Below are 26,449 nucleotides of genomic sequence, written 5' to 3'. Positions count from 1 at the left end.
TGTATATACTGTTAAATTATGTATATGCCTGTGGCGTAAATGACCATGTAATAAGATAAACGGCTTATCTGTAATAAATTTCTTAATATATAATAATATATATTTGTACAAAGTAAAAGGAGAATATCTTGTCATATTTAATGTGCAAAATATTCTCCTTAAATATTATATTAAAATTTTAAAACATTGAAGTAACCTTTCCTGTTTTCTTGTCTACATAATACCATCCGCTTGTTGCCGTATGTTCACTGCTCTTGCCTGAATCTACTACATCGTAACAGTGCACGTTGAAGTTTTTATCATCTTCGCTGTCTACTTCTATAACCTTAGGCATATACTCATTTTTTCTTTTCAAATAATCTTTTACCAATTGCACTGCCCTTTCTTTATCAATTCGGTCATTATCAACATTCCCAGTAGATTTATTTCCTGAACTATTACCTTTTGAAGCGCTGTCTTTTGAAGTATTAACATTTTCTGTTTTATTGTCAGCAGATTTATCAGTTTTATTGGAAGAACTATCCTTTTTGCTATTATTACTGTCTTGGGTTTTATTTTCTGCACCACTATTGTTAGGTGATATCTGTTTACCAAACACCTTAGTCATAAGCTCATCGATTGTCAGCTGATCTTGTGGTACATCATTAAATGTCATTTTATCCAAAGTAAATGTATTTATTTCAGTATCTATTAAAAACAAAATTTTTGCAGTAACATTTGTATTCCTATATGTACAGTTTCCTGAAAACTGCACATAATCATTGCCATCTTTAGATTTGTGTATCCAAGATGGATTTTCGAAATATTTATCAAAATATTCACCATAGGTTTCACCTTTATATTTATCTGGCTCACCCTCTTTGACCATCGACACATATTTGCTATTATCTTGTACAGTAGTTTCTGTCTTAACTGAAGAAGTTTTATTTATATTATTTTTATTTGCTTTTCCTGATCCGCAGGAGGAAAGAAAAACTGAAATCAAAATAGCAGCTGCAATTATCCTTTTCTTCATAATTGGCCTCCCATAATTTTACTCAAAATAATATTATCTAATTATCTGATAATATTATTATACATGAAAAAGGTGTCCAATTGTAGCGAATATTTATTTTGATAACAAAATGTAATTTTTATGACTCCAAGCTTGGAAATTATTTAAAAGATTATTTCATTGTGATATAATAACCTTGTTTATTTTTTTACTGGAGGGGGCTTATATTTAATGTTCGAGGATCAAAATATACTGGCAGAAAATAAGCTTTTACTGCTTTATACTATAAATAAGATAAATGTTCCTATTTCTCAGAATCAAATCACTCAAATAGTTCTTGAAAATGGATTTCTAAATTATTTTTTGCTTCAACAGTATCTAGATGAACTAATAGTTTCTAAGCTTTTAGAAAAAATACATTTAAAGGACACAAAAAACCGAATTAGTATAACTAAAAAGGGCATTGAAGTGCTGAATCTTTTTATCACACGTCTGCCTGAGGATACAGTTGCAAAAATAGATTCATACTTAAAAATAAATAATGAAAAAATCAAAAAAGAGATATCGCTGCATTCAGATTATACTGTTCACAGTAATAACTCTTTCCTAGTTAATTTAAGAGCTGAAGAAAACTCTTCTGTATTGATAGATATAAATGTGGCTGTACCTACAAAAAAGCATGCAATAAAATTATGTGACAAATGGAAGTCAAATTCCTCTCAAATATATAATGGAATAATGAAACTTTTGATTGAGAACTCAGATTAGTATTATGTCCGTAGGTTCATTGCCTACGGTTATTATCTTTTTTGTTTCATTATATATATCATAGCAAATTAGCTTATTTTTATAACTATCGCTTACATAAAGATATCTTCCTTTTTTGCATATTCCTCTTGGCATACCTTCTAACTTTATTTTCTTTACTACCTCTAATTCGTCTATATATAGACAGCTAACACTCTCATCGTTGAAATTAGAAACATAACACATATCTTTATCCTGAAAGATATCTACGGGGCCACTTCCGCTCTTTATTACTTTAAGTGACCTAAGAGTATCTAAGTCTATTACATTTATACTGCCTTCCTGATCGCTGCCTAAATAACTTTCACATACCATAATGTACTTTGAATCAGATGTAAATATAGCTTTAGTTGGGTAATTTCCTACTTTTATATTAGTTATCACCTGTCTTTTGTCCGTTTCTACTAAAGTTATACTATCTTCGTTCATATTGGCTATAACTATAAACTTATTATCTTTATCAACTTCTATACTATGAGGAAAATCACCACAGGGAATCTCTTCTTCTACCTTCTTGCTTTCCAAATCAAATACAATAACATTATTGCATTCACCACATACAATAAAGGCCGTGTTACCTATAACAGCTACATCATTACAATGTCCGCCAATATAATATTCTTCCAGTTTATCTCTAAACATAATGTCTATTATAACTATACTGCTGCTATAGCTGTTTGCAACTATAATATTGCTCTTCCAGCTGCATAAACCATGGGGTCCTACTTTCCCTGAGATATTGTTTAATTTGATTCTCCTATCCTCTTTAAACGAATTCAGGTTTACTCTTGATATACTATCAGAACCTGTATTGCATACAAACATATAATCCAAATTTATCACATCCAATTCTGTATAGCCATAATTCCATAATATGTAGCAATAACAATTTAGTACATATTATTAGTTTGAAATATTTCTAAATTTGTTCTATAATTTAGACTATGTACAACTTAGTTTAGGAGGATTTTTTATGAATAAATATGTTACAAAAGGCGTTTGTTCAAAGGCAATCAATTTCGAGATAAATGAAGGCACAGTAACTTCTGTAGAATTCGTAGGCGGATGTGCTGGTAATACTCTTGGTATAGCCAAGCTTACAGAGGGAATGAAAGTTGCTGATGTAATTGAAAAATTAAAAGGTGTAAAATGCGGTTCAAAAGGTACTTCCTGTCCTGATCAGCTAGCTACAGCTTTAGAAGAGTATTGTGCTTGTCATAACAAGTAGCTATATATTTAATTAGGACAACCTAATTTATTTAGTCGCAAATTAAGTAAATTACGAACTAAATGCTCTAGACAGAATAGTTTAGAGAAAGTGCATTAAATAGGTATGAGAGTTAAGAGTAAAGAGAAAAGAGAAGGTTAAAATTCAGCTATGCTGAATTTTAATTGTATAGATAGTTCTAATTATTTTAATAATACTTTTGGAATATTAGGTATTATCTTAGTTTTTAAAAAGTTATCGCCGATAATCAGATTTAAATTCTCAGAAATTCTGCACAACAGAATTTCTTCCTTTACTTTTCTCTCTACTCTTTACTCTTTTACTTAGTAATTTATTTATTATGGTCTGCTTGCTAAAATAAATATATATTGTTATAATCTTTATTGAACACTGTTTAATACTTTTTCACTGTTTAATATTTTTTAGATGGGAGATTATACAATGAAAACAGCAATTTTATATATTACAAAACATAACTTTACAGAAAAATGCGTAGAGCGGCTTTCACAAAAACTCGAAGGAACAATAGAAAAATATAATTTAAAGGAGCGTAGGCTGCCAGATATTAATCAATATGACAGCTTAATAATCGGCGGGCCTGTTTATATGGGACAAGTGATGCCCGAAGTCAAGCAATTTGTTTCAAATAATTTAAATGTGTTAGAAACAAAAAAATTAGGATTATTCTTATGTGGATTAAGCGATAAAGAAAAAGTATTATCTGAATATAGTCAATTTTATCCCGAATCGCTCATTAATTCTGCGACTGCAAAAGCATTCTTTGGTGGTGCTATCACAATAAAAGATATGAATTTTTTTGAGAAATTGATTATTAGGATTGTGACCAAATCTTCTAAAGACATTCTTAATCTATTGGATACGGAGATAGACGAATTTGCAGCAGCTATGAACAATGAGAAGTAACAATAGGCTTCCTTATTGCATTTAGTTTAATAGAAAATATTTTTTCAGGAGTGAAAAATGGGTATAGCAGAAAGAAAGCAAGCAGAAGCAGAGGCACTAAAGGAAAAGATTCTAACTGCCGCTGCAGATATAATGAAAAACAAAGGCTATGAAAACCTATCTATAAGGAAAATAGCTAATAAAATAGAATATTCACCAGGTATCATTTATCACTATTTTAAAGATAAAGCTGATATACTGAGCTGTATTGTAGAAATAGGATATAAAAAAATTCTAAAGCAGATATCTTCAGTACCAATAAATGAAGAAAATCCTTCAGAAACATTAGTAGAAGCATTAAAAAGATATATTGATTTTATGCTGCAAAATCCCCAGTTATTTAAAATAATATTAATGAGTGATATTGATTCGATTCAACATAAAATAAATATATTAGAACAAGGTATTTCTTCCAAAAGAGAAACTATTGGTGGATTAAGTAAACTAATATCTATAGCAATAACTAAGGGTAATTTTAGAGAAATGGACCCTGAACTAACTGCTCAAATTATTTGGACTTCTACTCACGGTCTTATTTCTAGGCTGATTATAGAAAAAGAAGTTTCTGAGCACCAAAAAAATAGGCTAATACAGCATCATTTTGATGTATTACTAAGAGGACTAACAAAAACCACTACGATATAGGACATTTCCTGTACCATAGTGGTTTTTAACTTTTCCCTGGAAATATTTAGTTATTTCCTATTATTTTCCTTAAGTTTCCTATCATATATAAGGACCCGCAGCCTAATATCATATCTGTTTTGCCGCATAGTTCAAGTGCCCTTTTATAAGCAGTTTCATAATCATCGAAAGCTTCACAGTTACTATTTATTGTATGTATTATCTTTCTTAAATTTTCAGCTTTCTCCGCTCTTGGACTTTTAGGTGTAACAGTAAAAATTTTCTCAGCCATCGGAGCTACAGAGCTTACCATAGTCTCAACTTCTTTGTCTGCCAGTATACCTATTATCAAATACAGTTTATCATATTTAAAATATGTCTTTATATTTTTCTTAAGATAACTAAAACCATCCGCATTATGTGCTCCATCGATTACTATAAGAGGCTCTCTTTTAAGTACCTCCAATCTACCCTTCCAAATAACTGAAGATAATCCGCTTAAAATGCTATTTCTACTTATTGTAAATCCATTTTGCTGTAGAAGTTCTACTGCGTTGATGACTAGACCTAAGTTAATCAACTGATGCAATCCAAGTAACGAAAGTCCAATTTCGTAATAGTCATTTTTAGTGGTAACCTCAATATACTGTTTATAGTCACGTACTTCCTTCAGTTTAACAGCAGATTTGCTTGTAATTACTATATAACTTTGTTTTTCATTGCATACCGCTTTTATAACTTCTGCAGCTTCATCAGGCTGTTCTATGGTTACTACAGGAACCGTTGGTTTAATAATACCACATTTTGCTTTTGCGATATCTGCTAAAGATTTCCCTAATATATTCATATGATCATAACTGATTGAAGTTATAATGCTTAGAACAGGAGTAATAACATTGGTAGCATCAAGTTCTCCACCAAGTCCTACCTCCACTAAAGCTATATCAACCTTTTGCTGATGGAAGTACAAATACATTGCACACGTGAGTATTTCAAATTCAGAAGGAGAGTCAAAGCCTTCAGCTATGACTCTTTGAGCTGCCTCCTTCACTTTTTCTACAACAGAACTAAGTTCAGCTTTTGTTATTCCCGCATTATTTATCTGAATTACCTCTTCAAACTCCTCCAAAGCAGGAGAAGTGTACATTCCAACCTTATATCCCTCGCTTCTTAATATAGAACACAGCATGGCTGTAGTGGAACCTTTACCATTAGTACCTGCTATATGAACACATTTGATTTTATCCTGAGGATTATCTAGTTTATCAAGTATTCTTTTAGTTGTGTCTATCCCGTATTTGCTGCCAGCCGATGCTTTGAGATACTCTCTCATCTGATCATAGTCCATCTTCAATTCTCCTATTTAAGGCTGTCTATTCTTTCAAGCACTGCCTTAAGCATCTCTTTATATTTTTCTCCTTTAGCTCTTTCTTCCGCAACAACACTTTCAGGAGCTTTGCTTACAAATCTCTCATTACTTAGCTTTTTATCTACTCTTTCGATTTCTTTATTAAGTCTATCCTGCTCTTTTGCAAGCCTTTCCAGTTCTTTATCTACATCTATAAGGTCTAAAAGAGGTATAAATAATTCTGCTCCTTGCGTAACTACCGAAACAGTATTCTTAGGAACGCTGTCCTTAGACGCTATAAGCTCTATTTCACTAACAGAAGCCAGCTTTTCAAAATACAATTTAGCATCAGCAAAATAGTTTTGAATTTCTTCTTTTCCGTAAACTATAAGTTTTGCCTTTCTTGAGTTTGGTACCTGCATCTCAAGTCTTGCATTTCTTATACCTTTTATTGCTTCTATTATATGATTCATAACTGTTTCACTTGCTTCATCTTTAGCAAATTCTGAAGCTTCAGGCCATTTAGCGATAGTTATTGATTCAGTCTCTCCACCAAGATGCATATATATTTCTTCTGTAATAAATGGCATTATAGGATGAAGTAATTTTAAGCCTGCAGTAAGCACGTTAAACAAAACATTATACGTAACTCCTTTAGCTGCTTCATCTTCACCATAAAGTATAGGCTTTGAAAGTTCAATATACCAATCACAGAATTCATTCCATAAAAAGTCATAAATCTTTTGAACAGCTATACCAAGTTCAAAGTTCTCTATGTTCTCAGTAACTTCACTAACAACTGTATGAAGTCTTGACATTATCCATCTATCAGCGGCTGTGTAGTTTTGTGAAGCTTTATATTTATCCATTATATTTCTATCCAGATTCATCATAACAAATCTAGAAGCATTCCAAATCTTATTAGCAAAGTTTCTAGCTGCTTCAACTTTTTCCTCATAATATCTTATGTCATTTCCTGGAGCGTTTCCTGATACAAGCATAAATCTTAATGCATCTGCACCGTATTTGTCGATTACGTCTAATGGATCTACACCATTTCCTAGAGATTTAGACATCTTTCTTCCCTGAGAATCTCTAACTATACCATGTATAAACACGGTATTAAACGGAGTTCTATCCATGTTGTGCAGGCCTGAAAATACCATTCTGGCAACCCAGAAGAATATTATGTCATAACCAGTAACAAGCACATCTGTTGGATAGAAATATTCAAGATCCTCCGTTCTATCAGGCCATCCAAGGGTAGAAAACGGCCAAAGTGCGGAACTGAACCAAGTATCAAGTACATCTTTATCCTGTTCAAGATTCTGGCTGCCACATTTTGAGCAAGACAACGGAGTTTCTTCTGAAACTATAACTTCTCCGCAGTCTTTGCAGTACCACACTGGTATTCTATGTCCCCACCAAAGTTGTCTTGAAATACACCAATCTTGTATATTTTCCATCCAGTTATAATATATCTTTTCAAATCTCTCTGGAACAAATTTTGTTTCCTTCTCCTTAACAACTTTTACAGCTGGCTCAGCTAAAGTTTTCATTCTTACATACCACTGCTTAGATATCATTGGTTCAATGGAACTTCCGCATCTATCATGACAGCTTACATTATGAGTATGAGGAACGATTTTTACAAGATATCCTTGAGCTTTCAAGTCTTCAACAATTGCTTTACGAGCCTCATATCTATCCATACCAGCATATTTTCCGCCAAGCTTGTTTATTGTTCCGTCTTCATTTAATATATTTATTTCCTCAAGATCGTGTCTCTTACCTACTGCATAATCGTTAGGATCATGAGCTGGGGTTATTTTAACTGCACCAGTTCCAAATTCCTTATCTACATAGCTGTCTTCTATTATTGGAATTTCCTTATTAACTAAAGGAAGCAAAAGCTTCTTTCCTACAAGATGCTTATATCTCTCATCAGTAGGATTAACTGCTACTGCTGTATCTCCTAACATTGTTTCAGGTCTCGTAGTTGCAATTTCAATATAGTCGTCTGTACCTATAATAGGATACTTAATGTGCCAAAAATTTCCTTGCTGTTCTTGGTATTCTATTTCCGCATCAGATAGAGCAGTCTGGCATTTAGGACACCAGTTAGTTATTCTATTTCCTTGATATATAAGTCCTTCATTATACAATTTTACAAATACATGCTTTACCGCTTTGCTTAAATTATCATCCATAGTAAAGGCTTCTCTTGTAAAATCAGCTGAACACCCCATCTTTTTAAGCTGCTCTTTTATTCTGTCTCTATATTCATAAGTCCAATCCCATACCTTTTCAAGGAAAGCTTCTCTGCCTATTTCTTTTTTATGTATACCTTCTTTAAGAAGTTCTTTCTCAACCTTCACCTCTGTAGCTATGCTGGCATGATCTTCCCCTGGCAGCCATAAAGCACTATAGCCCTGCATCCTCTTAAATCTTATAAGCATATCTTGAAGTGCATTATCTAACGCATGACCTAGATGCAATTTTCCAGTTATATTTGGCGGTGGCATAATTATTGTATAGGGCTTCTTATTTTTATCCACCTTTGGTGTAAAGTATTTCTTCTCTTCCCAAAGTTTATATAGTTTTTCCTCAAATTCTTTTGGATTATAGGTTGTTGAAATATTTTTCTCTTCCATTCTAATTTATCCTCCTAATTGTTTATAAATAGATTTTAAAAGTTCCGACAAAAAGAGCCTTCATCCAAAGGACGAAGACTCGCGGTACCACCTTTATTCCCACTAAATGGGCTCTCATATAATAACGGTTGAAACTCCGTTTTTACCTAATAACATAAGTAACTCAAGCTATCAGCTTCCGTAAAACTTATATATAAATTTCAGTAAAAATGCTCAAAAGCTACATTCGAAATATATCATATAGAAAACCTTCCAGCCTATGAATTTTCCTCTCTTAATATGAATCTACCCTACTCCTCTTTATCAAAGCTTTTATATATTCTTTTATGTTGTGAATCACAGGCGTGATAACCACATATAAACAATTATAACGTAAATTATATATCTGTCAAGGAGCAAAATAGTTAGCTATGCCGCATCTCTTTTTAACACACTATTTACTTAACCTTGAAAATTCTCTTGAACATAGGATAATTAATTAAGAATTAGGAATTCCTAATTAGTTTGCTTTTCCACCTGCAACTTCATCATTTGCAGAAAAATTTTGTTCCTCTTCTATTTTTTCTTCCTCTTTCAATTTAAGGTTTTTAAAAGCAGTAGACATCATAAGCTTAATTCTATTTAGCTGATTTACTTCACTAGCACCTGGGTCGTAGTCAACTGCAACAATGTTAGCCATAGGATATTTAGCTTTCAATGCCTTAATCATTCCCTTTCCAGTAACATGGTTAGGCAAGCAAGCAAATGGCTGCATACATACTATATTCTCAACTCCGCTTTCAATAAGCTCTATCATCTCTGCGGTTAAGAACCATCCTTCACCAGTCTGGTTACCCAATGATAATATTTCAGATGCTCCTTTTGCTAACTCTTGTATGGTTTTTGGTGCAGTAAACCTCTTACTGCTTTCTAAGGCTTTCTTCATATGCTTCCTATAGTACTCAATTCCTACTATCGCAGCATTACTAGCAATCTGTTTTGATTTTTTATCTCCCAGATAGTCATGCTTAAAATTAGCATCATAAGCACAATATAGCAAGAAATCCGTTAAATCCGGCATAACTGCTTCAGCACCTTCATCCTCTACGATTTTAACAACATTGTTATTGGCCATTGGATGAAATTTTACAAGTATTTCTCCTACAAGACCAACCTTAGGCTTTGGAGATGTCTTAATTCTCAATTTATCAAAATCTCTAACGATATCATAAACATTTTTCTTATACAATGACCGACTTCCAGTTTTAATAGACTCCTTACATCTGCGAACCCATTCCCTATAAAGTGATTCTGCTGATCCAGGAATCTTTTCATAAGGTCTTGTCCTATAAAGCAGTCTCATAAACAAGTCTCCATATACTAGTGCCATCATTGATTTATTCAGCAATGTAGGTGTTATCTTAAATCCAGGATTCTTTTCAAGTCCACCAGCATTTAATGAAATAACAGGAACATTACCATATCCAGCATCCTTCAATGCCTTTCGCAAAAATCCTATATAATTTGTAGCTCTGCAGCCTCCTCCGGTCTGAGAAATGATTACCGAAGTATTATTAATATCATACTTACCGGATTTCAAAGCTGAAATAAGCTGACCAATAACAATTATAGATGGATAGCATGCATCATTGTTTACATACTTAAGTCCTTCTTCTATAGCTTGTTTATCTGCTGCTGGAAGAACCTTTATGCTGTAACCTGACTCATTAAATGCTTCTTCCAAAAGTTCAAAATGAATAGGTGACATCTGTGGACATAATATTGTATGCATCATTCTCATATCCTCTGTAAACAATACACGTTGCTTGTCCGGCTCAGTAATAACCGGCTTATAATTATTTCTATCTCTTTCTTCAATAGCAGCTTTAAGAGAACGCATCCTAATTCTAGCTGCACCTAAATTATTACCTTCATCGATTTTCAAAACGGTATATATCTTTCCTTTAGCCGATAGAATTTCCTGAACCTGATCAGTAGTTACTGCATCAAGTCCACAGCCAAAAGAATTTAACTGAACAAGCTCCAAATTTGAATGTTCTGCAACAAAAGCAGCTGCTTTATAAATTCTTGAATGGTAAACCCATTGATCTACAACTCTCAGCGGTCTTTCTAATAGTTCTGCATCAGCGACAGAATCTTCAGTGAGTACTGCCATTCCAAAATTAGTTATCAGGTTAGGAATACCATGATTTATTTCAGGGTCTATATGATAAGGTCTGCCTCCTAATACAATACCCCTTTTACCTGTTTTTTCTATATACTCAAGTATCTCTTTTCCTTTATTTTTTATATCATGTTCAAAATTGATTCTTTCATTCCAAGCCTTATCTACCGCTGTAACAATTTCACTGTGCTTTATATTAAACTCCTTAAGCTCACTATAGAGCCGTTCATAAAGCTTTTTCTTATCATTTAATGATAAAAACGGATTTTTGTAGTTTATATTCTTTTCCTTCAAAATGTCCATATTATTTTTTATTACTTCAGGATATGAAGTTACTATTGGACAGTTATAGTGATTATCCGCCCTGCTATCTTCAATTTTCTCATAAGGAACACTAGGATAAAATATAAACTGTATTCCTCTATTTATTAAGCTCATAATATGTCCATGTACTAACTTTCCAGGATAACAAACAGATTCCGAAGGTATGGTTTCAATACCAAGTTCATATACTCTTTTACTTGATCTTGGAGAAAGTTCAACTCTAAACCCTAGTTGTGTAAAGAAAGTAAACCAAAATGGATAATTCTCATACATATTTAAAACTCTAGGAATCCCAACTGTACCCCTTATAGCTTCCTCTTTTTTTAGTGGAATATAGTCAAAGACTCTTTTATACTTATATTCATATAAATTAGGAGCTTTAACAGTATTAATTTCCTTTCCGGCTCCTCTTTCGCACCTATTTCCCGTAATAAATCTCGTACCATCACTAAATTCATTTATAGTAAGAAGACAATTATTAGCACAGAGTCCGCATCTTCTCATAGATGAGTTAGATGAAAAATTCTCAAGCTCCTCCATCTTCAATATGGAACTAGTATGATTTTCTTCACATCTCTCTCTAGCTATTAATGCAGAACCAAAGGCACCCATAAGTCCTGCTATATCAGGTCGTATTGCTTCTCTTTCAGATATGAGTTCAAAACTTCTAAGTACTGCATTATTATAAAAAGTACCGCCTTGTACAATTATCTTCTCGCCCATCTCTTCAGGATTTCTTATTTTTATAACCTTTTGCAGTGCATTTTTAATTACAGAATAAGATAACCCTGCTGAAATATCTGCTACAGTTGCACCCTCTTTTTGTGATTGCTTAACCCTCGAATTCATAAAAACTGTACATCTAGAACCTAAATCAACAGGATTCTGAGACTTCAAAGCTTCCTCAGCAAATTCTTTAATCTCCATGTTAAGTGAATGTGCAAAAGTTTCTATGAAAGACCCACATCCTGACGAACAGGCTTCATTTAAAAGTATGCTGTCAATTACTCCATCTTTCACTTTAAGACATTTCATATCTTGTCCACCAATATCCAGAATAAATTCTACTCCTGGTAAAAAGAAATCTGCCGCCTTAAAATGAGCTATCGTCTCAATCTCACCAATATCCACATTTAACGCCGCTTTGATAAGTCCTTCTCCATAACCGGTAACTGCACTATTAGCAATAACAGCACCTTTCGGTAGTTTAGAATATAATTCCTTCAATATACCTATAACACGATTTAGCGGACTTCCTTCATTGCTTCCATAATGGCTGTACAATATCTCGCCGTTTTCTCCGATTAGAACTGCTTTGGTAGTTGTTGAGCCTGCATCTATTCCAAAATAACATTTACCTTTATAGCTTGATAACTCTCCATATGTAGCTTTATCTTTATCATGTCTCTCATGAAATAACTTTAGTTCTTCTTCATTGTTAAATAATGGCGGCATTTTTTGTATTGCATTATCAGTATTGTCTGCCATACTTGATAATCTATCCATTAGTACACTAAATGCTATAACCTTACCAGACATGGATTGAAGTGCAGCTCCAATAGCAACAAATAATTGCGAATTCTCCGGAAAAATGATCTGATTCTTCGCAAGCTTTAACGTTTCTATAAATCTCTTTCTTAATTCTGACAAGAAATAAAGCGGTCCTCCAAGGAATGCCACATTTCCCTTAATTGGCTTTCCACATGCAAGTCCACTAATAGTTTGATTTACTACTGACTGGAACACTGAGACAGCAATATCTTCCTTAGCAGCACCTTCATTAAGCAAAGGCTGGATATCTGTTTTTGCGAACACACCGCACCTTGCTGCTATAGGATATATAACCTTATAATTTTTAGCTAATTCGTTTAAACCAGCTGCATCTGTCTGAAGTAATGAAGCCATCTGATCAATAAAAGCTCCTGTTCCTCCAGCACAACTTCCATTCATCCTCTGATCAAGACCACCTCTAAAATAGGTTATCTTAGCATCCTCTCCACCAAGCTCAATAGCTACATCTGTATTGGGTGCGTATTTTTCTACAGTATGTGTGCATGAAATAACTTCTTGAATAAATGGAATACCTAGCCATTTTGATACAGAAAGTCCGCCTGAACCAGTAATCATTATTGTGATTTGATTTTTTCCATATAATTTGTAAGCCTCTTCGAACAAACCAGCTATTGTCTTCTTTATGTCAGAGAAATGTCTCCTATATTTACTAAATATAATGTCCGAATTTTTATCTAATACTACCAGTTTGACTGTGGTAGATCCCACATCCATACCAAGATGATAAATTTCTTTCATTTTAACCCATCCCATCTTCATTAAATAAATAAAGAAAATTATTGTTTCAATCATATATTTTTATTTAAAATATTTTCAGATTTTTCTTCCTATATGTGATATTTAAGCAATATAATCAAAAAATGCTAAATTAACATAACAAAACAGACAAATCTTTACTTTAAATTAATAAATCTAACATTCATAAATTTAAGTCTTACCCTTTTAAATATATGATCACTTAAGAAATTCTAACACCAACATACTTCTTAGTCAATGATATTAATTATACACAAAAACGATAATAAGCAAATATTTAGTTATTTCTAATTAGTATTTCTTATTAGTTAGTATTCCTTTATTAATACGTTTTTAGTATATTTTTTGTTTTAATGTCAATAATTTAATGTAATAACATGGTACTTCCAGAATATATATTATTATCCAATAAAATATAAACTTATTTCTGGAAAATTTATTTACCAATAATATTAGGAGGTAAATCTATGAATTATTTTGAGAAAGCTAATGAATTTTACAGTGTTAAAGACTATAAAAAAGCATTAGAATTTTATAAAAAAGCTATAGAGTCAAAAGATAATGAAGCTTCCGCCTATTACAATTCAGGCGTTTGCCTAATAAAACTTAAAGATTATCAAAACGCTATGGCGCTTTTAAAAAAAGCCCTAAAAATAAGAGATGAAAGCAAGTACTATTTTAACTTAGCCTACTGCTATGCTATGACTAAAAATAATAAAATGGCTCTCATCTATTTCAATAGAGCTTGGTGCTTGGATAATGATGATAAAGACTGTGAGAAAGCTATTAACCTAATCGTTCAAAATTATAGAAGTAAAACCAGCTAAGTCTTACCATTCGCCTGCTATTGAAGAATATCGATGGTCTAATAAAAACCTTGGGGTATCAAAGTAATATCCTCCATTATAGAAAGTGCTATCTAAATTAATCCATTCATTATTTACGTAAACTTGATTCCATGCATGGTTTACCCAATTTACTCCATTAAAACCTTCACCAGTTATGAGCCTCACCTTCAAATGAGCACTTCTGCTCATGGCTACGTAAAGGCAGGAATAATCTAAGCATATACCCTTTCTACTTTCAAATGTAGGTATGGCCCCAGACTTTTCATCAAAATCATTATTTAGTATTTTTTTTGCTTTAACATTATCGTACTTTATATTTTGACCAATCCATTCATATATCTTTTTCGCTTTGTCATAATCATTTACCGTACCTGCAAGAAGTTCCTTTGTAAATCTATCTATTTCTTTATTAGATTTAACACCTTGTCCAATAGTTATGCCGTTATAATAAACAATAGTTTTACCTGTAAATTTTTCTTTTCCTGTTCCATTCGGAATCTGTCTTTTTTCAATTTTAAAGCTATTATCTAATATATTTGGTATCTGCTTTGCTAGCTGAGAATTTGCAACTGGTACAACTACTTTCTTACATACACTATTGTATATTTGAGACTTTGCAATATATTTATTAAACGGCTTACTGACATTAAACATTATTATGATGTTTAATGCGACAGTGAAAAATATAAGATAAGCAGCAGATTTAGGAATTGAAAACACTAAAGATATTATTCTTTTAGTTAGTTTGCTCCTTTTTGCAAGTCCTCTTTCTAGCAACTTCAATGTAGGGAAAACCGCTATTGAATTTATTAAAAAGAAAATAAAGCTAATAACTTCAAAAATAATAAATATCAATAATGGCATTATTGCTAGATACACAGCGTACATGTTATATTGTGAGTTAAAAATATCATAAGTCAGCAATTTCTCATATATAGTTTTATAAATACCATAGTTATGTTCCAAGAAAATTTTTTTAATGAAAAACAATGCTGCTATTAACGAAATTATAAATGTAACGCTGGATTCAAAAGATACTATATCCTCCTTCAAATCCTCAGATGAAAAAATCATAAAAAATCCTTTAACTAAAGGAATTGCAATTACTAGAACCAAGAAAACAGAAATTAAATTTATATTCAAGGTTAATCACCTCTTTATTCTTCATCATATTTTATAACTTCCTTACTAAGCTTCTTAGACATTTCATAGGAATAACCTCTGCCTGTCAAAAACCTAATTAACTTATTATATAACTTAACCTTATCCTGTTCTAATTTCAAAAGTGATTTGTACTTTTTTTCTGCTACTATTTTAGCAGAATTTATCTGGTCGTCTTCACAAACATCGCTTAATACACTGCTAATTATACATTCAGGAATTCCCTTCCTTAGTAAATTATATTTTATTTTATTTATTCCATTTTTACTTTTTTCCGTGTTAATATAAGCTTTTACATAGCTTTCGTCATTCACTAAATCATATTTTTTCATGAATTCTATAACTCTTGTTATTATATCCTGATCATAGCCCTTATCATTCAGCTTATTTCTAACCTCTTTTTCAGTTTTCAGAGCTTTTTGTATATAAGCTATAGCACAACTTTTAGCCCTTATAAAATTATCCTCGGCAGCTATGTCATTTATTTTTCTTGCCTCTATATATTCATTAGTCTTTAGCTGATACTTAAAGATAATTTCTGCGTCACAGCTGAATGCAAAATCATTATCTAAAAAAATATTAACTCTTTTCTTATTTTTTTTCTGCACTTCTATAGCAGTTATTTTACTTTTCATAATCTTCCCCTCTATTTTTCTGCTTAAGGATATGTACACTGGGTTTTTCTAAAACCTTCACAGCAACATCATATATCTGTTCTACCGTAATTTTGTCCATAGCTTCCAAATCTTTTTCAAAGCTATAAATATCCTCATTTTCTAGGCACTGCTGAAGTACATATTCTCCAAAATCCTCAGAATTTTCCATCATAGCTTCTATCTCAGTCTTTAAAACTTTCTTCATCAGCAACATAATTTCTTCATCTATACCCTGTCTGTTAATTTTCAGATCGCGTATAGCTGCATCAATAATTTTTATGCTATCTTCAACATTTTTATCTTTTACCGCTGTAAAGATATAAAGCGTCCTTACATTATCAGATATATCTAAATGGGTGTATACATCATAGGCAAGGCCTCTTTTCTCCCTTAGTTCTCTGAAAAGTATAGAATTAGTGCTCTCCCCAAGTCTATGATTTAATATCTTTAACGCCAATTCCTCTTCCTTTTTCAAATCATAAAACGTATATAGATAAGTTATTGTGCTTTGTTCTATATTACTTCTATAATTTACTTTCAGTACATGCTTATTCTTTTCATTTAATATAAATATCGGCTGTAAGTTTTCTTGCTGCCACTTAGCAAAATACTTATCTATTATACTTATTACTTGATTATGTTCCAGAGATGATACAATAGTGATACAGCAGTTATTGGGAACATAAAATTTCTTATAAAAATCTTCTATCTTATGCCTGCTAATCGACTTTATACTTTCTTTAGTACCAATTATATCGTATTTCAATGGACTTTTGCTGAAAGCAATCTTATTCACCATCTTAAAGCTATAACCCTCAAGATCATCTTCACTAGCATCAAATTCTGAAATTACTACACCCTTCTCTTTAGTGATTTCTGCCTCATCAAAATTAGAGTTTATTGCCATGTCTGCAAGCAATTCAATAGCTTGTTCTATTTCATCCTTTAAGGCTGTAATCGTAAATACTGTACAAGTATAATCAGTATATGCATTATAGGATCCCCCTAGATATTCAAGTTCTCTATTAAGTTCCTCATTATTTCTTTTAAGGGTCCCTTTAAAAAGCATATGCTCAATAAAATGAGCTATTCCTCTTTCCTCATTATTTTCATATGCTGAACCAACTTTCACACCAAAATTTAAGGAAAAAAGGCCAGTTTCTTTTTTTATCGAAACGACTCTTAAGCCATTTTTAAGTCTGCACTCTCTCGTATCAAAATATTTATAACTCATTCTTTCTCCTGTTCAAATAAAATTTAATCACATTTCTATTGTACTATATAATTTTATTTAGTAAATGTTTTTAAATAAATATGTGTATGACGTTTTCTATAAAAAAATCGGCAAAACCAGATGCCGATTCCGGAGGGGGACCTATGTCCTCCGGACCGGAGCTATCTATCTCACTCGTTGCCACTCGTAGATAGCTCGTTCAAGGCCATTTAGGCCTTGAACCCCTGCGGCGTCCGCTACGCTCCCTGACACCCCCCTTTACTGAGGCGGGAAGTGCCTTCCCTGCACCCATCTTTTTTACTCTTTAGGAGTGTATCTTGACATTTGCTAAAAGTTATCCACAATTCGCAAAAACCATAAATTCCTAAAGAGTAAAAAACTCATTTGACTAATAAGTAAGCTTTTGATAGAATGGACAAGGATTAAAATTATAAGACAGTTCGTAACCATCCTGTCTATAAACAAAACTATGGAGGTATTATAAAATGAAATTTTCAACAAAACAACTGGTAACTTCTGCAATGGTTGCAGCCATATATGTGGTTGTAACACTCTTTATCGTACCCGCTCTAAGCTTTCAATCTATCCAGTTTAGAATAGCTGAGGCTTTTACAGCACTGCCGTACTTCTCTCCAATATTCATACCATCTCTGTTTATTGGATGTATAATTTCTAATTTAGGAAGTCCATTAGGGGTCATCGACATAGCATTAGGTTCCTTAGCTACACTTATTTCTGCGTGTCTAACTTATTTAATTGGTAAAAGCAGTATTAAATACAAAAAGTTTTTAGCTCCACTTCCACCTGTAATAATTAATGCGTTAGTTGTAGGCTTTGAACTCAATTATATTTTGAAGCTTCCTTTGCTGCTTACAATGCTTCAAGTAGGAATAGGCGAATTCGTATGTGCCTATATACTTGGTCTTGTGCTAATAAGTTTTATTGAAAAAAACTCAAAGTTTAAAAAACTATTTTCAGGTGAAAAATAGAACTTATATATATTAATATTAAAATCTCCCGGTGTTTAAACGCCGGGAGATTTTATGTTCTAATTTCTATTCATTTACTTCCTCAAATTGATCCTTGCCAACTCCACATAAAGGACATACCCAATCATCCGGAACATCGTCAAATGAAGTTCCTGGTGCTACTCCATTATCTGGATCTCCTTCTGCTGGATCATAAATATATCCACATGCTATACAAACATATTTTTTCATAATAACATCTCCTCACCAATATTATATTAATATTATATAATAATTTTTATGATTTGACTACCATTATTTATATGATAATTATTATTTTTTCTGATTATACAAAAATATAGCTTTGTACCATAATTTATACATATATCGCAAAATAAATATATTGCGAACCATATTAAGAGAAAAGAGTAAAGAGAAGAGAGAAAAGTGAAGGAAGAAATTCTGCTATGCAGAATTTCTAAGAATTTAAATCTGATTACCAGCGATAACTTTTTAAAAACTAAGACTATGCCTAGTATTACAAAAGAATTATCTAAATAATTAAGAGTCTCTATACAATCAAAATTCAGCCCGGCTGAATTTTAACCTTCACTTTTCTCTTTACTCTTTTCTCTTTACTCTCATACCTGTTAAATGCACTTTCTCTTTATTAATACGTTCTGAGAATTTGGTTCGCAATATATTTATAGTGTATCCAATTATTTTATTTGCTACTCTAAGTTTTATAGATATATATTTGCCTATTTGCAGAACTTGTCAAATATCTCTTTTACTTTAGGAACTACATACCCGCTTCCACCTCTGTGCTTCACATTTTCATGCATTTCCAATACAAGCAGCTTAGGTTTATCAGTGTTTACCGCCACAAACCACCCGTTCTCTGTACCAGTAGTGTCTGTCTGACTTTTCTTTATTTCAGCCGTACCAGTCTTACCAGCCAGCGGTAAATCAGCCATATATGCTTTGTGTGCTGTACCTTCAGGATTTTTTACTATCTGCTTCATGTCATTAAACACCATATTTAAGATATTTTCTGAATACACATGTGATATCCATATCTTTGACGGTGTTCCAGTATCCACATTTAAGTAAGGAGTAATTATGTTCCCATTGTTTACAAAAGAAGTATATATCGAAGCTAGCTGAACAGGATTTATCAGTACCTGTGCCTGACCATATCCTGAATCAGCAAGCTGTACATCACTTTTTATTGTCCCATCTGAAGATATCTGCGAAGTCTTAAGTCCGTACTCAAACGGTATATTTTCACCAATACCTAATTTTTTTGTCTCATCTATAAAATTTTCTTTACCTATATTTAAAGCTGCTTTTGCGAAATATATGTTATCAGAATATACTAGTGCGTTCAGAAGGTTAGAAGGACCACTATAAGTTTCATCTCTTGTAACATGATACTTTCCCCAGCTTTTATCTTTCTGCCATTTGAGTCCCGATATTTTAGCATCGACATTTGGATTAAGTTTCCCAGTTTTTAACCCCATAATTGCAGTCAATGGTTTAAAAGTAGACCCTGGTGCAAACGTAGATTGAAATCTATTTAAAAAAGGTTTCTTTTCATTGTTCTGTAGCGAATTCCACTTATCAGAGGACATTCCTAAAACAAAATCATTGGGATCATATCCAGGTGCACTCACAAGTGCAAGTACAGCACCAGTTTTAGGCTGCATTACAACAGCAGCACCTGAACTTGCTTTATACTGACCATAAACTTCACTCTGAATATCAGCATCTATAGTTAAGTGAATATCCTTACCATCTTTCTTAACGGTCTTAGCTAGTGATTTGACTTTATCTCCATTTTCATCAGTTATATAAATTTCTTTTCCATCAGTAGCTTTTAACTGCTTCTCATATATCTTCTCAAGCCCGGCTTTGCCTATAATATCATTTTCGTCATAACCTTCTTTTCTTAATTTTTGGAGTTCCTCTGCAGTGATTGGATGTACATATCCAGTTAATAAAGCTGCTTTTTCCTTTAACGGATAAACTCTTGCTGGCACTTTCTGAAGCATAACACCATTTATCTGTTTTAATTTATATACTCTTTCATCATCCATTGAAATACTATCAATCTGTATAAACATATAAGGTTTAACAAATTTAGCTGACAACCTCTTATTAATAAAACTCTTATCAATATTTAATATTTTAGCTATAGTATCTTTAGTTTTCTTTGAATCTTTTCCTAATTTATTTGGCACTATTCCTACTGAGTATATATATCCATTTTGAGCAAGATACTTGCCATCAGCCGTTTTGATTTCACCACGCTTGCCATAGGCAGTTGTTATGCGAACTTTATAATCATTCTTAAGCTGTGGAAATATCAATTTTGAACTCCAGCTAAGTCTCCATTCTTTTGTTGAAGTATCCTTTATAAAATATGCAGTATCTTTAAATTTTATTTCACCTGCAGCTGTATTCATTACTACTTCAAAAGGAATAGGTGTATTTCCATTAGAATCCTTCTTGAATACCTTAGGGTATTCAGGTGTTATCGTAATTTGTGACAACTTTATGCCATTATATATATTTGTGTATCTAGATACAAATTCCTTTTCTTCTATTCTTTTTCTGCTATATGTATCTAATGCACTATACATCCCCTTATAGTCATGTTTTTGCCATGCAGCTATATATCTTTGGAACGCTTCTTTAGGACTGTCACCTCTGCTGCATCCCATGCTAAATACTATTATTATCATTAGAACACAAAATAAATATTTCTTTCTCATATAATCCTCCTTAGCAAAATTATTAATATGCCACCTTATATATTTGTTTATAGTTTTGCATAAAAGTATACTCTTGTAAAGTCGTTTCTATTCCTTAATTTTTTTTAAAAGTAAGAGTAAAGAAACAAGCCCCTAATCCTCTTATCTCTTTTCTCTTTTCTCTTATCATCGGTAGAGTCACTCTAATATCTAGCATTTCACCATTCAATTCAGCGTAAGCACTTCCTCCCATCTGCTCTGCTAAAAGTTTTACTATTGACAGTCCAAGCCCAGTAGAATGGCTTCTCGCTTTATCTCCTGTATAGAAACGCTCAAATATTTTGTCTGCTTCAATGTGTGGTGACTCCTTTATTGGATTTTGAAATGATATTACTGCTTTTGTGTCTACTGATAGTTTAACCTTAATCTCTCCTCCAGAATGCTGCACGCAGTTTCTAATAAGATTCTGGATAATACGCGTAACCTTCTCCCTGTCCGCACAAATAAAAATAGGAGGAGTTTCTTCAAAGTTGACAGATATGCCATTATCTTCAAATATCGTAACAGAAGCTATTATACACTCCGTCACTAGATTTGTAAGATTAATCCTTTCCATCTGTAATTTAGGCTGCATATTCAAAATGTAGGAGTACTCAAAAAAATGTTCAATTAACTGTCCCAATTCTTCTGCATGTTTATTTGCAATACTAAGATTTTTTCTCTGCTTATCGGATAGTTCTCCCTTATCCATCAGCTGTTGATAACCTTTGATAGCCGTCAGCGGTGTCCTTAGGTCATGAGAGATATTAGCAATCAATTCCTTAAATTCTTTTTCGTTTCTAATGACATTTAGACGGAGTTCTTCCTCCGTCTTAAAAGATTTGTTAATATTCGCAGCCAATTTGTTTAGATTAGAATTAAATAATTCTATACTTATAGGTTGGCGTGTATGTTCCTTCAAACGCTTATCAAGTTGTTTGCTGATACATCGTATCTGAACCTGAACATAAGCTATATAAGCTAAAAGTATTATAATTGCTGCTACTAAAATACCAACCATATAAGCCACTCTTAATCTCAACCCTTTCAATAATATAGTTACTTAATCTCTGAACGCCTAAACAGTAAATGAGTGATTGCCACCATAATTGTAAAGAAAACTATGCTGATTATTGTAACTTTTAATAAAGTCCCTGCTGCTGTTTTAACCGTTATAATATTTAATCCGAAATAATATGGCGTGTTTTTAATAACATATTTAAGCACCGGAACATCTTGTAGCGCCGTAATAATTAAATTAGCCAAAAATCCAAAGCTAAAACCGATTGCCATAACAACAATAGGCTTTCTGATTTTAAATGCCAGCGGCAGACAAATGCTCAATTCAGCGGTATATAAAATCATTTCAACCAGAGAAACTACAATTATCTTACAGATTGTAGTTACAGTTACAGTAAGTCCGCTCCCATTTGCTAAGATACCAAGGAATACTGATCCTACAAACGGCGTTCCAAACTTTTCTCCTGAGCAAAATCCAACAATCGTAACTAGCATATAAGGTAAAACTAATAATATTATAATTATAAAATATACTAAAGCTTTACTGATAACAATATTAATTCTTCCGCAGGATACAGCACCATGAATCGTCTTTGTTTCAAAATCGCTGCAAACTAAAATTCCTGCCATTAAGGAGCCGAATAGCCATATAAGCATTAGATCAGCTAATCCAGAGGCACTGCCACTGACATTAGAACTCAATTTTCCTATAGCTATACAATGTGCAACGTAAACAAATGCAACTGCACAAATACAAGTAATAATAAAACAGATTTTAGCTCCAGTTGATTTCCTTAGTTTGTATAAATCAGCATGAATCAAATTAAGCATCTTTTCCACCTCCAATTACAGAAAGAAAATAGTTTTCGAGTGTATCTCCATCAGTAGAAAATTGTGTTGGTATAATTCCATTTTCAAAAATAGTCTTTGCTACCAGTTCTTCCTCCTTCAAATAATCATATAATTTTACACTCTTATCTGGCATAACCTTGAAATTAGTAGTTTTGAGCTTTGTCTCTAATACTTCTACAAGCTGCTCTGGTTTACTGCATTCAATACGGATATGTTTTGCACAGCATTCCTCTAATTCAGCATGCGTTAAAGTTACTTTGATTTCTCCATTATTAATAATAATGTAATCTGTAGCGGTCTGATAAAGTTCCGGAAGATTGTGGCTAGAAATCAACACTGTTATGTGGCGCTCTTCACACATTTTCTTAATAAGGTTACGTATCTCGACAACTCCAACAGGATCAAGACCATTTACTGGTTCATCGAGTATTACCAATTCGGGATTTCCCAGCATAGCTGTTGCGATTCCAAGACGCTGCCTCATTCCAAGAGAGAAATTTTTTACTTTCTTCTTTCCTGTATCCTTTAGTCCTACAAGCAAAAGTAATTCACCCTCTATCTCCTCATTTGGAATTCCGTGCATTATTCTGTGTAACTTCAAATTTTCTTTTGCTGTCATATTACCATTTAAACTAGGATACTCAATCAAGCATCCAATTCTCTTTCGTTCTTCCTGTATCTCCTTTTCACCGGCATGTCCAAATAGTTCTAATACTCCATCCGTCGGAAAACTTAATCCCGCAATCAATCTCATTAATGTTGTTTTTCCTGCACCATTTTGCCCAATTAAACCATAAATCTTTCCAGCTTCTAATGTAATAGATACATTCTTAAGTGCCGTAAAATTTCGAAAGTTTTTTGTGATATTTTTTGTTTTCAATATACACTCACCCATAATAATCTCCTATCTGCTTTTAAGCTGTACTAACATAGACTATTTACCTGTCCTGTTGTTTATGATTTAATTCTAACAGTAAAAGGTTTAGAAAAAGTTAAGAAAATCAATAAGATAGTAAAGATAAAGATAAAAACCTTGTACCACTATATTAATTACCGCATCCAAGTAAATGGTAGATATCCAATTATATTTAATCCTTATACAGCCTATAGCCAAGTCCCCATACTGTCTCTATATATTCTCCAGAAGGATTAGCTTTCTTCAATTTGTTTCTCAGGTTACTCATATGAGTCTTTACCGCATTATCATCTCCTAGGTATTCCTCATTCCATATTGTTTCATATATATTTGCTTTAGAAAATACCTTTCCTCGGTTTTGCAGCAAAAGTGCCATTATCTGATACTCTTTTGCAGTTAAATCTAGTTCTTCGCCATTCACTGAAATACGTTTGGTGCTTATATCTAATACAACATCCTTATAATTATAAACAGAATTCACCTTTTCAAGTTTATGAAATCTACGTAGATTCGACGCAACACGTGCTGCAACTTCTCCAAGATCAAAAGGTTTAGTCACATAATCGTCAGCTCCAAGTTTTAATAAATCTATTTTGGTACCAACCATATCTTTTGCAGATAGGATGATAACTGGTATATCACTATATTCTCGAAGTTCCCTTAATATTTCATCTCCGCTTTTATAGGGAAGCATAATATCAAGGAGTATCAAATCAAACTTTTTTGTCCTGATTGTTTTTGATCCAGCTAGTCCATCGAAAGCGGATACTACTTCATATCCTTCATCAATTAAGGTTTCTGCTAAAAGCATATTTACATCTTTGTTATCCTCTATAATCAATACCTTGTCCATTTAAACCTCCATAAGTTTTAAAAATACCAATATATGAGTACACTATTTAATTTACAGAAGCCGAAGGAGCGTGACCTGCATGGTCACGCTCACCTCGCTGCTTCGCCTTATATTTAAATTTATTATTCCATTAAGCTTGGTATTTTAACATCAGTATCTACATCAACATCATAATCTATATTAGGATAATTAAAACCAAATAGTTTAAAAAATTCATCTTCAAAAGCATCAATATCAGTCATTTTCGTCAAGTTCTCTGTGTCTATTCTTTCCCAGGTATCTAAAACTTCCTTTTGAACATCTTCTCTCATTTCCATATCATCAAGTCTTATTCTGCCCTTTTCATCCAATGGTATCTTCTTAGTGTACAATTTTTCCGAAAATAATCTATACATTTGCTCTATAGAGTTCTCATCAATTTGCTTTTTTCTCATGACTTTATAAAGTAAGGATATATAAAGAGGTACAACCGGTACAGCCAAACTTGATTGAGTAACAAGTGCCTTGTTTACAGAAACGTAAGCCTCTCCATTTATACCGTTAAGAAGAGTATTTATCTTACTTACAGTCATTTCAAGATGCTCTTTTGCCTTTCCAATCGTTCCTTCTCTGTAGATTGGATATGTAATCTCTGGTCCTATGTAAGAATAAGCTACTGTCTTCGCACCCTGCTCTAAAACATTGGCTTCTTTAAGTCTTTTAATCCAAAGTTCCCAATCTTCTCCGCCCATAACCTTCACAGTTCCATTGATTTCATCTTCTGTTGCCGGTTCTAGCTCTATATCCGAAACAACTTTATTATGAAAATCTACAGTTTTATTTGTGTATGACTCGCCAACTGGTTTTAGCTTTGAATAAAATACCTCACCGGTATTGGGATCTTTTCTTCTAGGTGAAGCTATGCTGTATATAACAAGATCTACCTTACCAAAATTCTTCTTAATAGCCTCAATGGTCTCATCTTTTACCTCATTAGAAAAAGCATCTCCATTAATTGTTTTTGCATAATATCCAGCTTCATCTGCCGCTTTTTCAAAAGCTGCAGTGTTATACCAGCCTGCAGTTGCAATTTTGCGATTTGACGCAGGTCTTTCAAATACCACACCTATAGTTGCTGCATCCATTCCAAACGTTACAGCAATTCTTGAAGACAACCCATAGCCCGTGGAAGCTCCAATAATCAGTACCTTTTTAGCTCCATTAAATTTATCTTTGCTATTAACATAAGCTATCTGATTTTTCACATTTTCACTGCAGCCATTAGGATGAGCAGTAGTACATATATAATCTCTAAATACTGGGTTGATTACCATGATACAATTTCCTCCAAATCTATTGCATAATTAATCATAATAAGACCTTTATTACATTATACATCAATTTAAACATAAACCAAAAGCACTTTTATTATGTTCTTGTACAGCAAATTTTTTGTAACCATTAAACGGGTAATTGCATAAACTAATACTAAAGTTAGCTTTGGAAAACATCTTTAGCTTTACGCAACCTAATTAAATATAGCAAATATTTTTTCACTTATGAAACTTTTGTAAAATTTATTATATTAGATATAAAACAATTATACGATAGTGTAAAGTTTGCTATGAAAAAAATTTAGAGAAAAAAAGTAGGATTGAAAAGAGAAAAAGAAGAAAAAAAGCAAGGAAAAATAGGTAGGTGAAGGAAGCCGCCACCCTTGACAGCATGACAAA

The 26,449-nt window shown here is 32.7% G+C and carries 21 protein-coding genes and 1 other annotated feature; of the genes, 6 read left to right on the top strand and 15 right to left on the bottom strand.

What is annotated here, in order from left to right:
• Positions 1–178: 178 nt before the first annotated feature.
• Positions 179–1,015, bottom strand: a complete 837-nt coding sequence (locus CLORY_RS17850) for a hypothetical protein (RefSeq protein WP_079427009.1) — start codon at positions 1,013–1,015, stop codon at positions 179–181.
• Positions 1,016–1,225: 210 nt separating this feature from the next.
• Here CLORY_RS17850 and CLORY_RS17845 point away from each other — a divergent pair, with 210 nt between their 5' ends.
• Positions 1,226–1,762: a DUF4364 family protein gene (locus CLORY_RS17845; RefSeq protein ID WP_079427007.1), complete on the top strand. Its 537-nt coding sequence runs from the start codon at positions 1,226–1,228 to the stop codon at positions 1,760–1,762.
• Here the strand turns inward: CLORY_RS17845 and CLORY_RS17840 are convergent.
• Positions 1,754–2,626 (bottom strand): YncE family protein, encoded by an 873-nt coding sequence (locus tag CLORY_RS17840; protein ID WP_341456651.1) that lies wholly within the window; start codon positions 2,624–2,626, stop codon positions 1,754–1,756. The two genes, CLORY_RS17845 and CLORY_RS17840, sit on opposite strands and share 9 nt — an antisense overlap.
• 148 nt (positions 2,627–2,774) lie before the next feature.
• Between CLORY_RS17840 and CLORY_RS17835 the strand changes: the two genes are divergently transcribed.
• The 3 genes from CLORY_RS17835 to CLORY_RS17825 all read left to right on the top strand — a co-directional run bounded on the left by CLORY_RS17835 (position 2,775) and on the right by CLORY_RS17825 (position 4,637).
• Entirely contained in the window at positions 2,775–3,029 is a 255-nt protein-coding gene (locus CLORY_RS17835) for a TIGR03905 family TSCPD domain-containing protein (protein ID WP_079427003.1), read from the top strand.
• A 441-nt stretch (positions 3,030–3,470) separates the two neighbouring features.
• Positions 3,471–3,953, top strand: a complete 483-nt coding sequence (locus CLORY_RS17830) for a flavodoxin domain-containing protein (protein ID WP_169911669.1) — start codon at positions 3,471–3,473, stop codon at positions 3,951–3,953.
• A gap of 57 nt (positions 3,954–4,010) precedes the next feature.
• Positions 4,011–4,637 (top strand): TetR/AcrR family transcriptional regulator, encoded by a 627-nt coding sequence (locus CLORY_RS17825; RefSeq protein ID WP_079426999.1) that lies wholly within the window; start codon positions 4,011–4,013, stop codon positions 4,635–4,637.
• Positions 4,638–4,683: 46 nt separating this feature from the next.
• On the opposite strand, the gene CLORY_RS17820 is transcribed toward CLORY_RS17825, so the two are convergent.
• The 3 genes from CLORY_RS17820 to CLORY_RS17810 form a co-directional block, all read right to left on the bottom strand.
• Positions 4,684–5,964, bottom strand: coding sequence for a bifunctional folylpolyglutamate synthase/dihydrofolate synthase (locus CLORY_RS17820; protein ID WP_079426997.1), 1,281 nt, complete (start codon positions 5,962–5,964; stop codon positions 4,684–4,686).
• Between the two features lie 11 nt (positions 5,965–5,975).
• Positions 5,976–8,618: a valine--tRNA ligase gene (locus tag CLORY_RS17815; RefSeq protein WP_079426994.1), complete on the bottom strand. Its 2,643-nt coding sequence runs from the start codon at positions 8,616–8,618 to the stop codon at positions 5,976–5,978.
• Between the two features lie 64 nt (positions 8,619–8,682).
• Positions 8,683–8,934: a binding site (T-box leader), on the bottom strand.
• A gap of 183 nt (positions 8,935–9,117) precedes the next feature.
• The gene (locus tag CLORY_RS17810; RefSeq protein WP_079427011.1) at positions 9,118–13,416 is read right to left on the bottom strand and encodes a 2-hydroxyacyl-CoA dehydratase; all 4,299 of its coding nucleotides are present in this window, start codon (positions 13,414–13,416) and stop codon (positions 9,118–9,120) included.
• 485 nt (positions 13,417–13,901) lie between these two features.
• On the opposite strand from CLORY_RS17810, the gene CLORY_RS17805 reads away from it, so the two are divergent.
• Positions 13,902–14,261: a tetratricopeptide repeat protein gene (locus CLORY_RS17805; protein ID WP_079426992.1), complete on the top strand. Its 360-nt coding sequence runs from the start codon at positions 13,902–13,904 to the stop codon at positions 14,259–14,261.
• 3 nt (positions 14,262–14,264) lie between these two features.
• On the opposite strand, the gene CLORY_RS17800 is transcribed toward CLORY_RS17805, so the two are convergent.
• Genes CLORY_RS17800 through CLORY_RS17790 form a run of 3 tightly spaced genes read right to left on the bottom strand, consistent with a single transcriptional unit; the run spans position 14,265 to position 17,333 of the window.
• Positions 14,265–15,425 carry a transglutaminase domain-containing protein gene (locus CLORY_RS17800; RefSeq protein ID WP_079426990.1) on the bottom strand — a complete coding sequence of 387 codons (1,161 nt, stop codon included), beginning with the start codon at positions 15,423–15,425 and terminating at the stop codon, positions 14,265–14,267.
• Positions 15,426–15,439: 14 nt separating this feature from the next.
• Entirely contained in the window at positions 15,440–16,078 is a 639-nt protein-coding gene (recX, locus tag CLORY_RS17795) for a recombination regulator RecX (protein ID WP_079426988.1), read from the bottom strand.
• A complete protein-coding gene (locus CLORY_RS17790) occupies positions 16,068–17,333 on the bottom strand; it encodes a M16 family metallopeptidase (RefSeq protein WP_079426986.1) in 1,266 nt (421 codons plus the stop codon). Before CLORY_RS17790 ends, recX begins: the two co-directional genes overlap by 11 nt.
• Positions 17,334–17,818: 485 nt before the next feature.
• Between CLORY_RS17790 and CLORY_RS17785 the strand changes: the two genes are divergently transcribed.
• Positions 17,819–18,322 (top strand): QueT transporter family protein, encoded by a 504-nt coding sequence (locus tag CLORY_RS17785; protein WP_079426984.1) that lies wholly within the window; start codon positions 17,819–17,821, stop codon positions 18,320–18,322.
• 66 nt (positions 18,323–18,388) lie between these two features.
• On the opposite strand, the gene rd is transcribed toward CLORY_RS17785, so the two are convergent.
• The 7 genes from rd to fabV form a co-directional block, all read right to left on the bottom strand.
• Entirely contained in the window at positions 18,389–18,553 is a 165-nt protein-coding gene (gene rd, locus CLORY_RS17780; RefSeq protein ID WP_079426982.1) for a rubredoxin, read from the bottom strand.
• 509 nt (positions 18,554–19,062) lie between these two features.
• A complete protein-coding gene (locus tag CLORY_RS17775) occupies positions 19,063–21,078 on the bottom strand; it encodes a penicillin-binding transpeptidase domain-containing protein (protein ID WP_079426980.1) in 2,016 nt (671 codons plus the stop codon).
• A 94-nt stretch (positions 21,079–21,172) separates the two neighbouring features.
• Entirely contained in the window at positions 21,173–22,117 is a 945-nt protein-coding gene (locus CLORY_RS17770; RefSeq protein WP_079426978.1) for a sensor histidine kinase, read from the bottom strand.
• 38 nt (positions 22,118–22,155) lie between these two features.
• Entirely contained in the window at positions 22,156–22,947 is a 792-nt protein-coding gene (locus tag CLORY_RS17765; RefSeq protein WP_079426976.1) for a hypothetical protein, read from the bottom strand.
• Positions 22,940–23,863 carry an ABC transporter ATP-binding protein gene (locus CLORY_RS17760; protein WP_079426974.1) on the bottom strand — a complete coding sequence of 308 codons (924 nt, stop codon included), beginning with the start codon at positions 23,861–23,863 and terminating at the stop codon, positions 22,940–22,942. The genes CLORY_RS17765 and CLORY_RS17760 overlap by 8 nt, the downstream gene beginning before the upstream one ends.
• A 193-nt stretch (positions 23,864–24,056) precedes the next feature.
• Positions 24,057–24,737, bottom strand: a complete 681-nt coding sequence (locus CLORY_RS17755; protein WP_079426972.1) for a response regulator transcription factor — start codon at positions 24,735–24,737, stop codon at positions 24,057–24,059.
• Between the two features lie 122 nt (positions 24,738–24,859).
• Positions 24,860–26,050 (bottom strand): enoyl-ACP reductase FabV, encoded by a 1,191-nt coding sequence (gene fabV / locus CLORY_RS17750; protein ID WP_079426970.1) that lies wholly within the window; start codon positions 26,048–26,050, stop codon positions 24,860–24,862.
• Between the last annotated feature and the right edge of the window lie 399 nt (positions 26,051–26,449).

Source organism: Clostridium oryzae (assembly GCF_002029235.1).
Taxonomy (GTDB): Bacteria; Bacillota; Clostridia; order Clostridiales; family Clostridiaceae; genus Clostridium_AE; species Clostridium_AE oryzae.
The sequence above is the reverse complement of the archived record's forward strand: the minus strand, read 5'-3'. Positions and strand labels throughout refer to the sequence as shown.

Coding starts and splice junctions, on each gene's coding strand:
- CLORY_RS17770 (WP_079426978.1), bottom strand. CDS start 22,117: ATGGTTGGTATTTTAGTAGCAGCAATTATAATACTTTTAGCTTATATA.
- CLORY_RS17760 (WP_079426974.1), bottom strand. CDS start 23,863: ATGGGTGAGTGTATATTGAAAACAAAAAATATCACAAAAAACTTTCGA.
- CLORY_RS17840 (WP_341456651.1), bottom strand. CDS start 2,626: ATGTTTGTATGCAATACAGGTTCTGATAGTATATCAAGAGTAAACCTG.
- CLORY_RS17755 (WP_079426972.1), bottom strand. CDS start 24,737: ATGGACAAGGTATTGATTATAGAGGATAACAAAGATGTAAATATGCTT.
- recX (WP_079426988.1), bottom strand. CDS start 16,078: ATGAAAAGTAAAATAACTGCTATAGAAGTGCAGAAAAAAAATAAGAAA.
- CLORY_RS17835 (WP_079427003.1), top strand. CDS start 2,775: ATGAATAAATATGTTACAAAAGGCGTTTGTTCAAAGGCAATCAATTTC.
- CLORY_RS17830 (WP_169911669.1), top strand. CDS start 3,471: ATGAAAACAGCAATTTTATATATTACAAAACATAACTTTACAGAAAAA.
- fabV (WP_079426970.1), bottom strand. CDS start 26,050: ATGGTAATCAACCCAGTATTTAGAGATTATATATGTACTACTGCTCAT.
- CLORY_RS17850 (WP_079427009.1), bottom strand. CDS start 1,015: ATGAAGAAAAGGATAATTGCAGCTGCTATTTTGATTTCAGTTTTTCTT.
- CLORY_RS17790 (WP_079426986.1), bottom strand. CDS start 17,333: ATGAGTTATAAATATTTTGATACGAGAGAGTGCAGACTTAAAAATGGC.
- CLORY_RS17825 (WP_079426999.1), top strand. CDS start 4,011: ATGGGTATAGCAGAAAGAAAGCAAGCAGAAGCAGAGGCACTAAAGGAA.
- CLORY_RS17775 (WP_079426980.1), bottom strand. CDS start 21,078: ATGAGAAAGAAATATTTATTTTGTGTTCTAATGATAATAATAGTATTT.
- rd (WP_079426982.1), bottom strand. CDS start 18,553: ATGAAAAAATATGTTTGTATAGCATGTGGATATATTTATGATCCAGCA.
- CLORY_RS17805 (WP_079426992.1), top strand. CDS start 13,902: ATGAATTATTTTGAGAAAGCTAATGAATTTTACAGTGTTAAAGACTAT.
- CLORY_RS17785 (WP_079426984.1), top strand. CDS start 17,819: ATGAAATTTTCAACAAAACAACTGGTAACTTCTGCAATGGTTGCAGCC.
- CLORY_RS17765 (WP_079426976.1), bottom strand. CDS start 22,947: ATGCTTAATTTGATTCATGCTGATTTATACAAACTAAGGAAATCAACT.
- CLORY_RS17815 (WP_079426994.1), bottom strand. CDS start 8,618: ATGGAAGAGAAAAATATTTCAACAACCTATAATCCAAAAGAATTTGAG.
- CLORY_RS17845 (WP_079427007.1), top strand. CDS start 1,226: ATGTTCGAGGATCAAAATATACTGGCAGAAAATAAGCTTTTACTGCTT.
- CLORY_RS17810 (WP_079427011.1), bottom strand. CDS start 13,416: ATGAAAGAAATTTATCATCTTGGTATGGATGTGGGATCTACCACAGTC.
- CLORY_RS17820 (WP_079426997.1), bottom strand. CDS start 5,964: ATGGACTATGATCAGATGAGAGAGTATCTCAAAGCATCGGCTGGCAGC.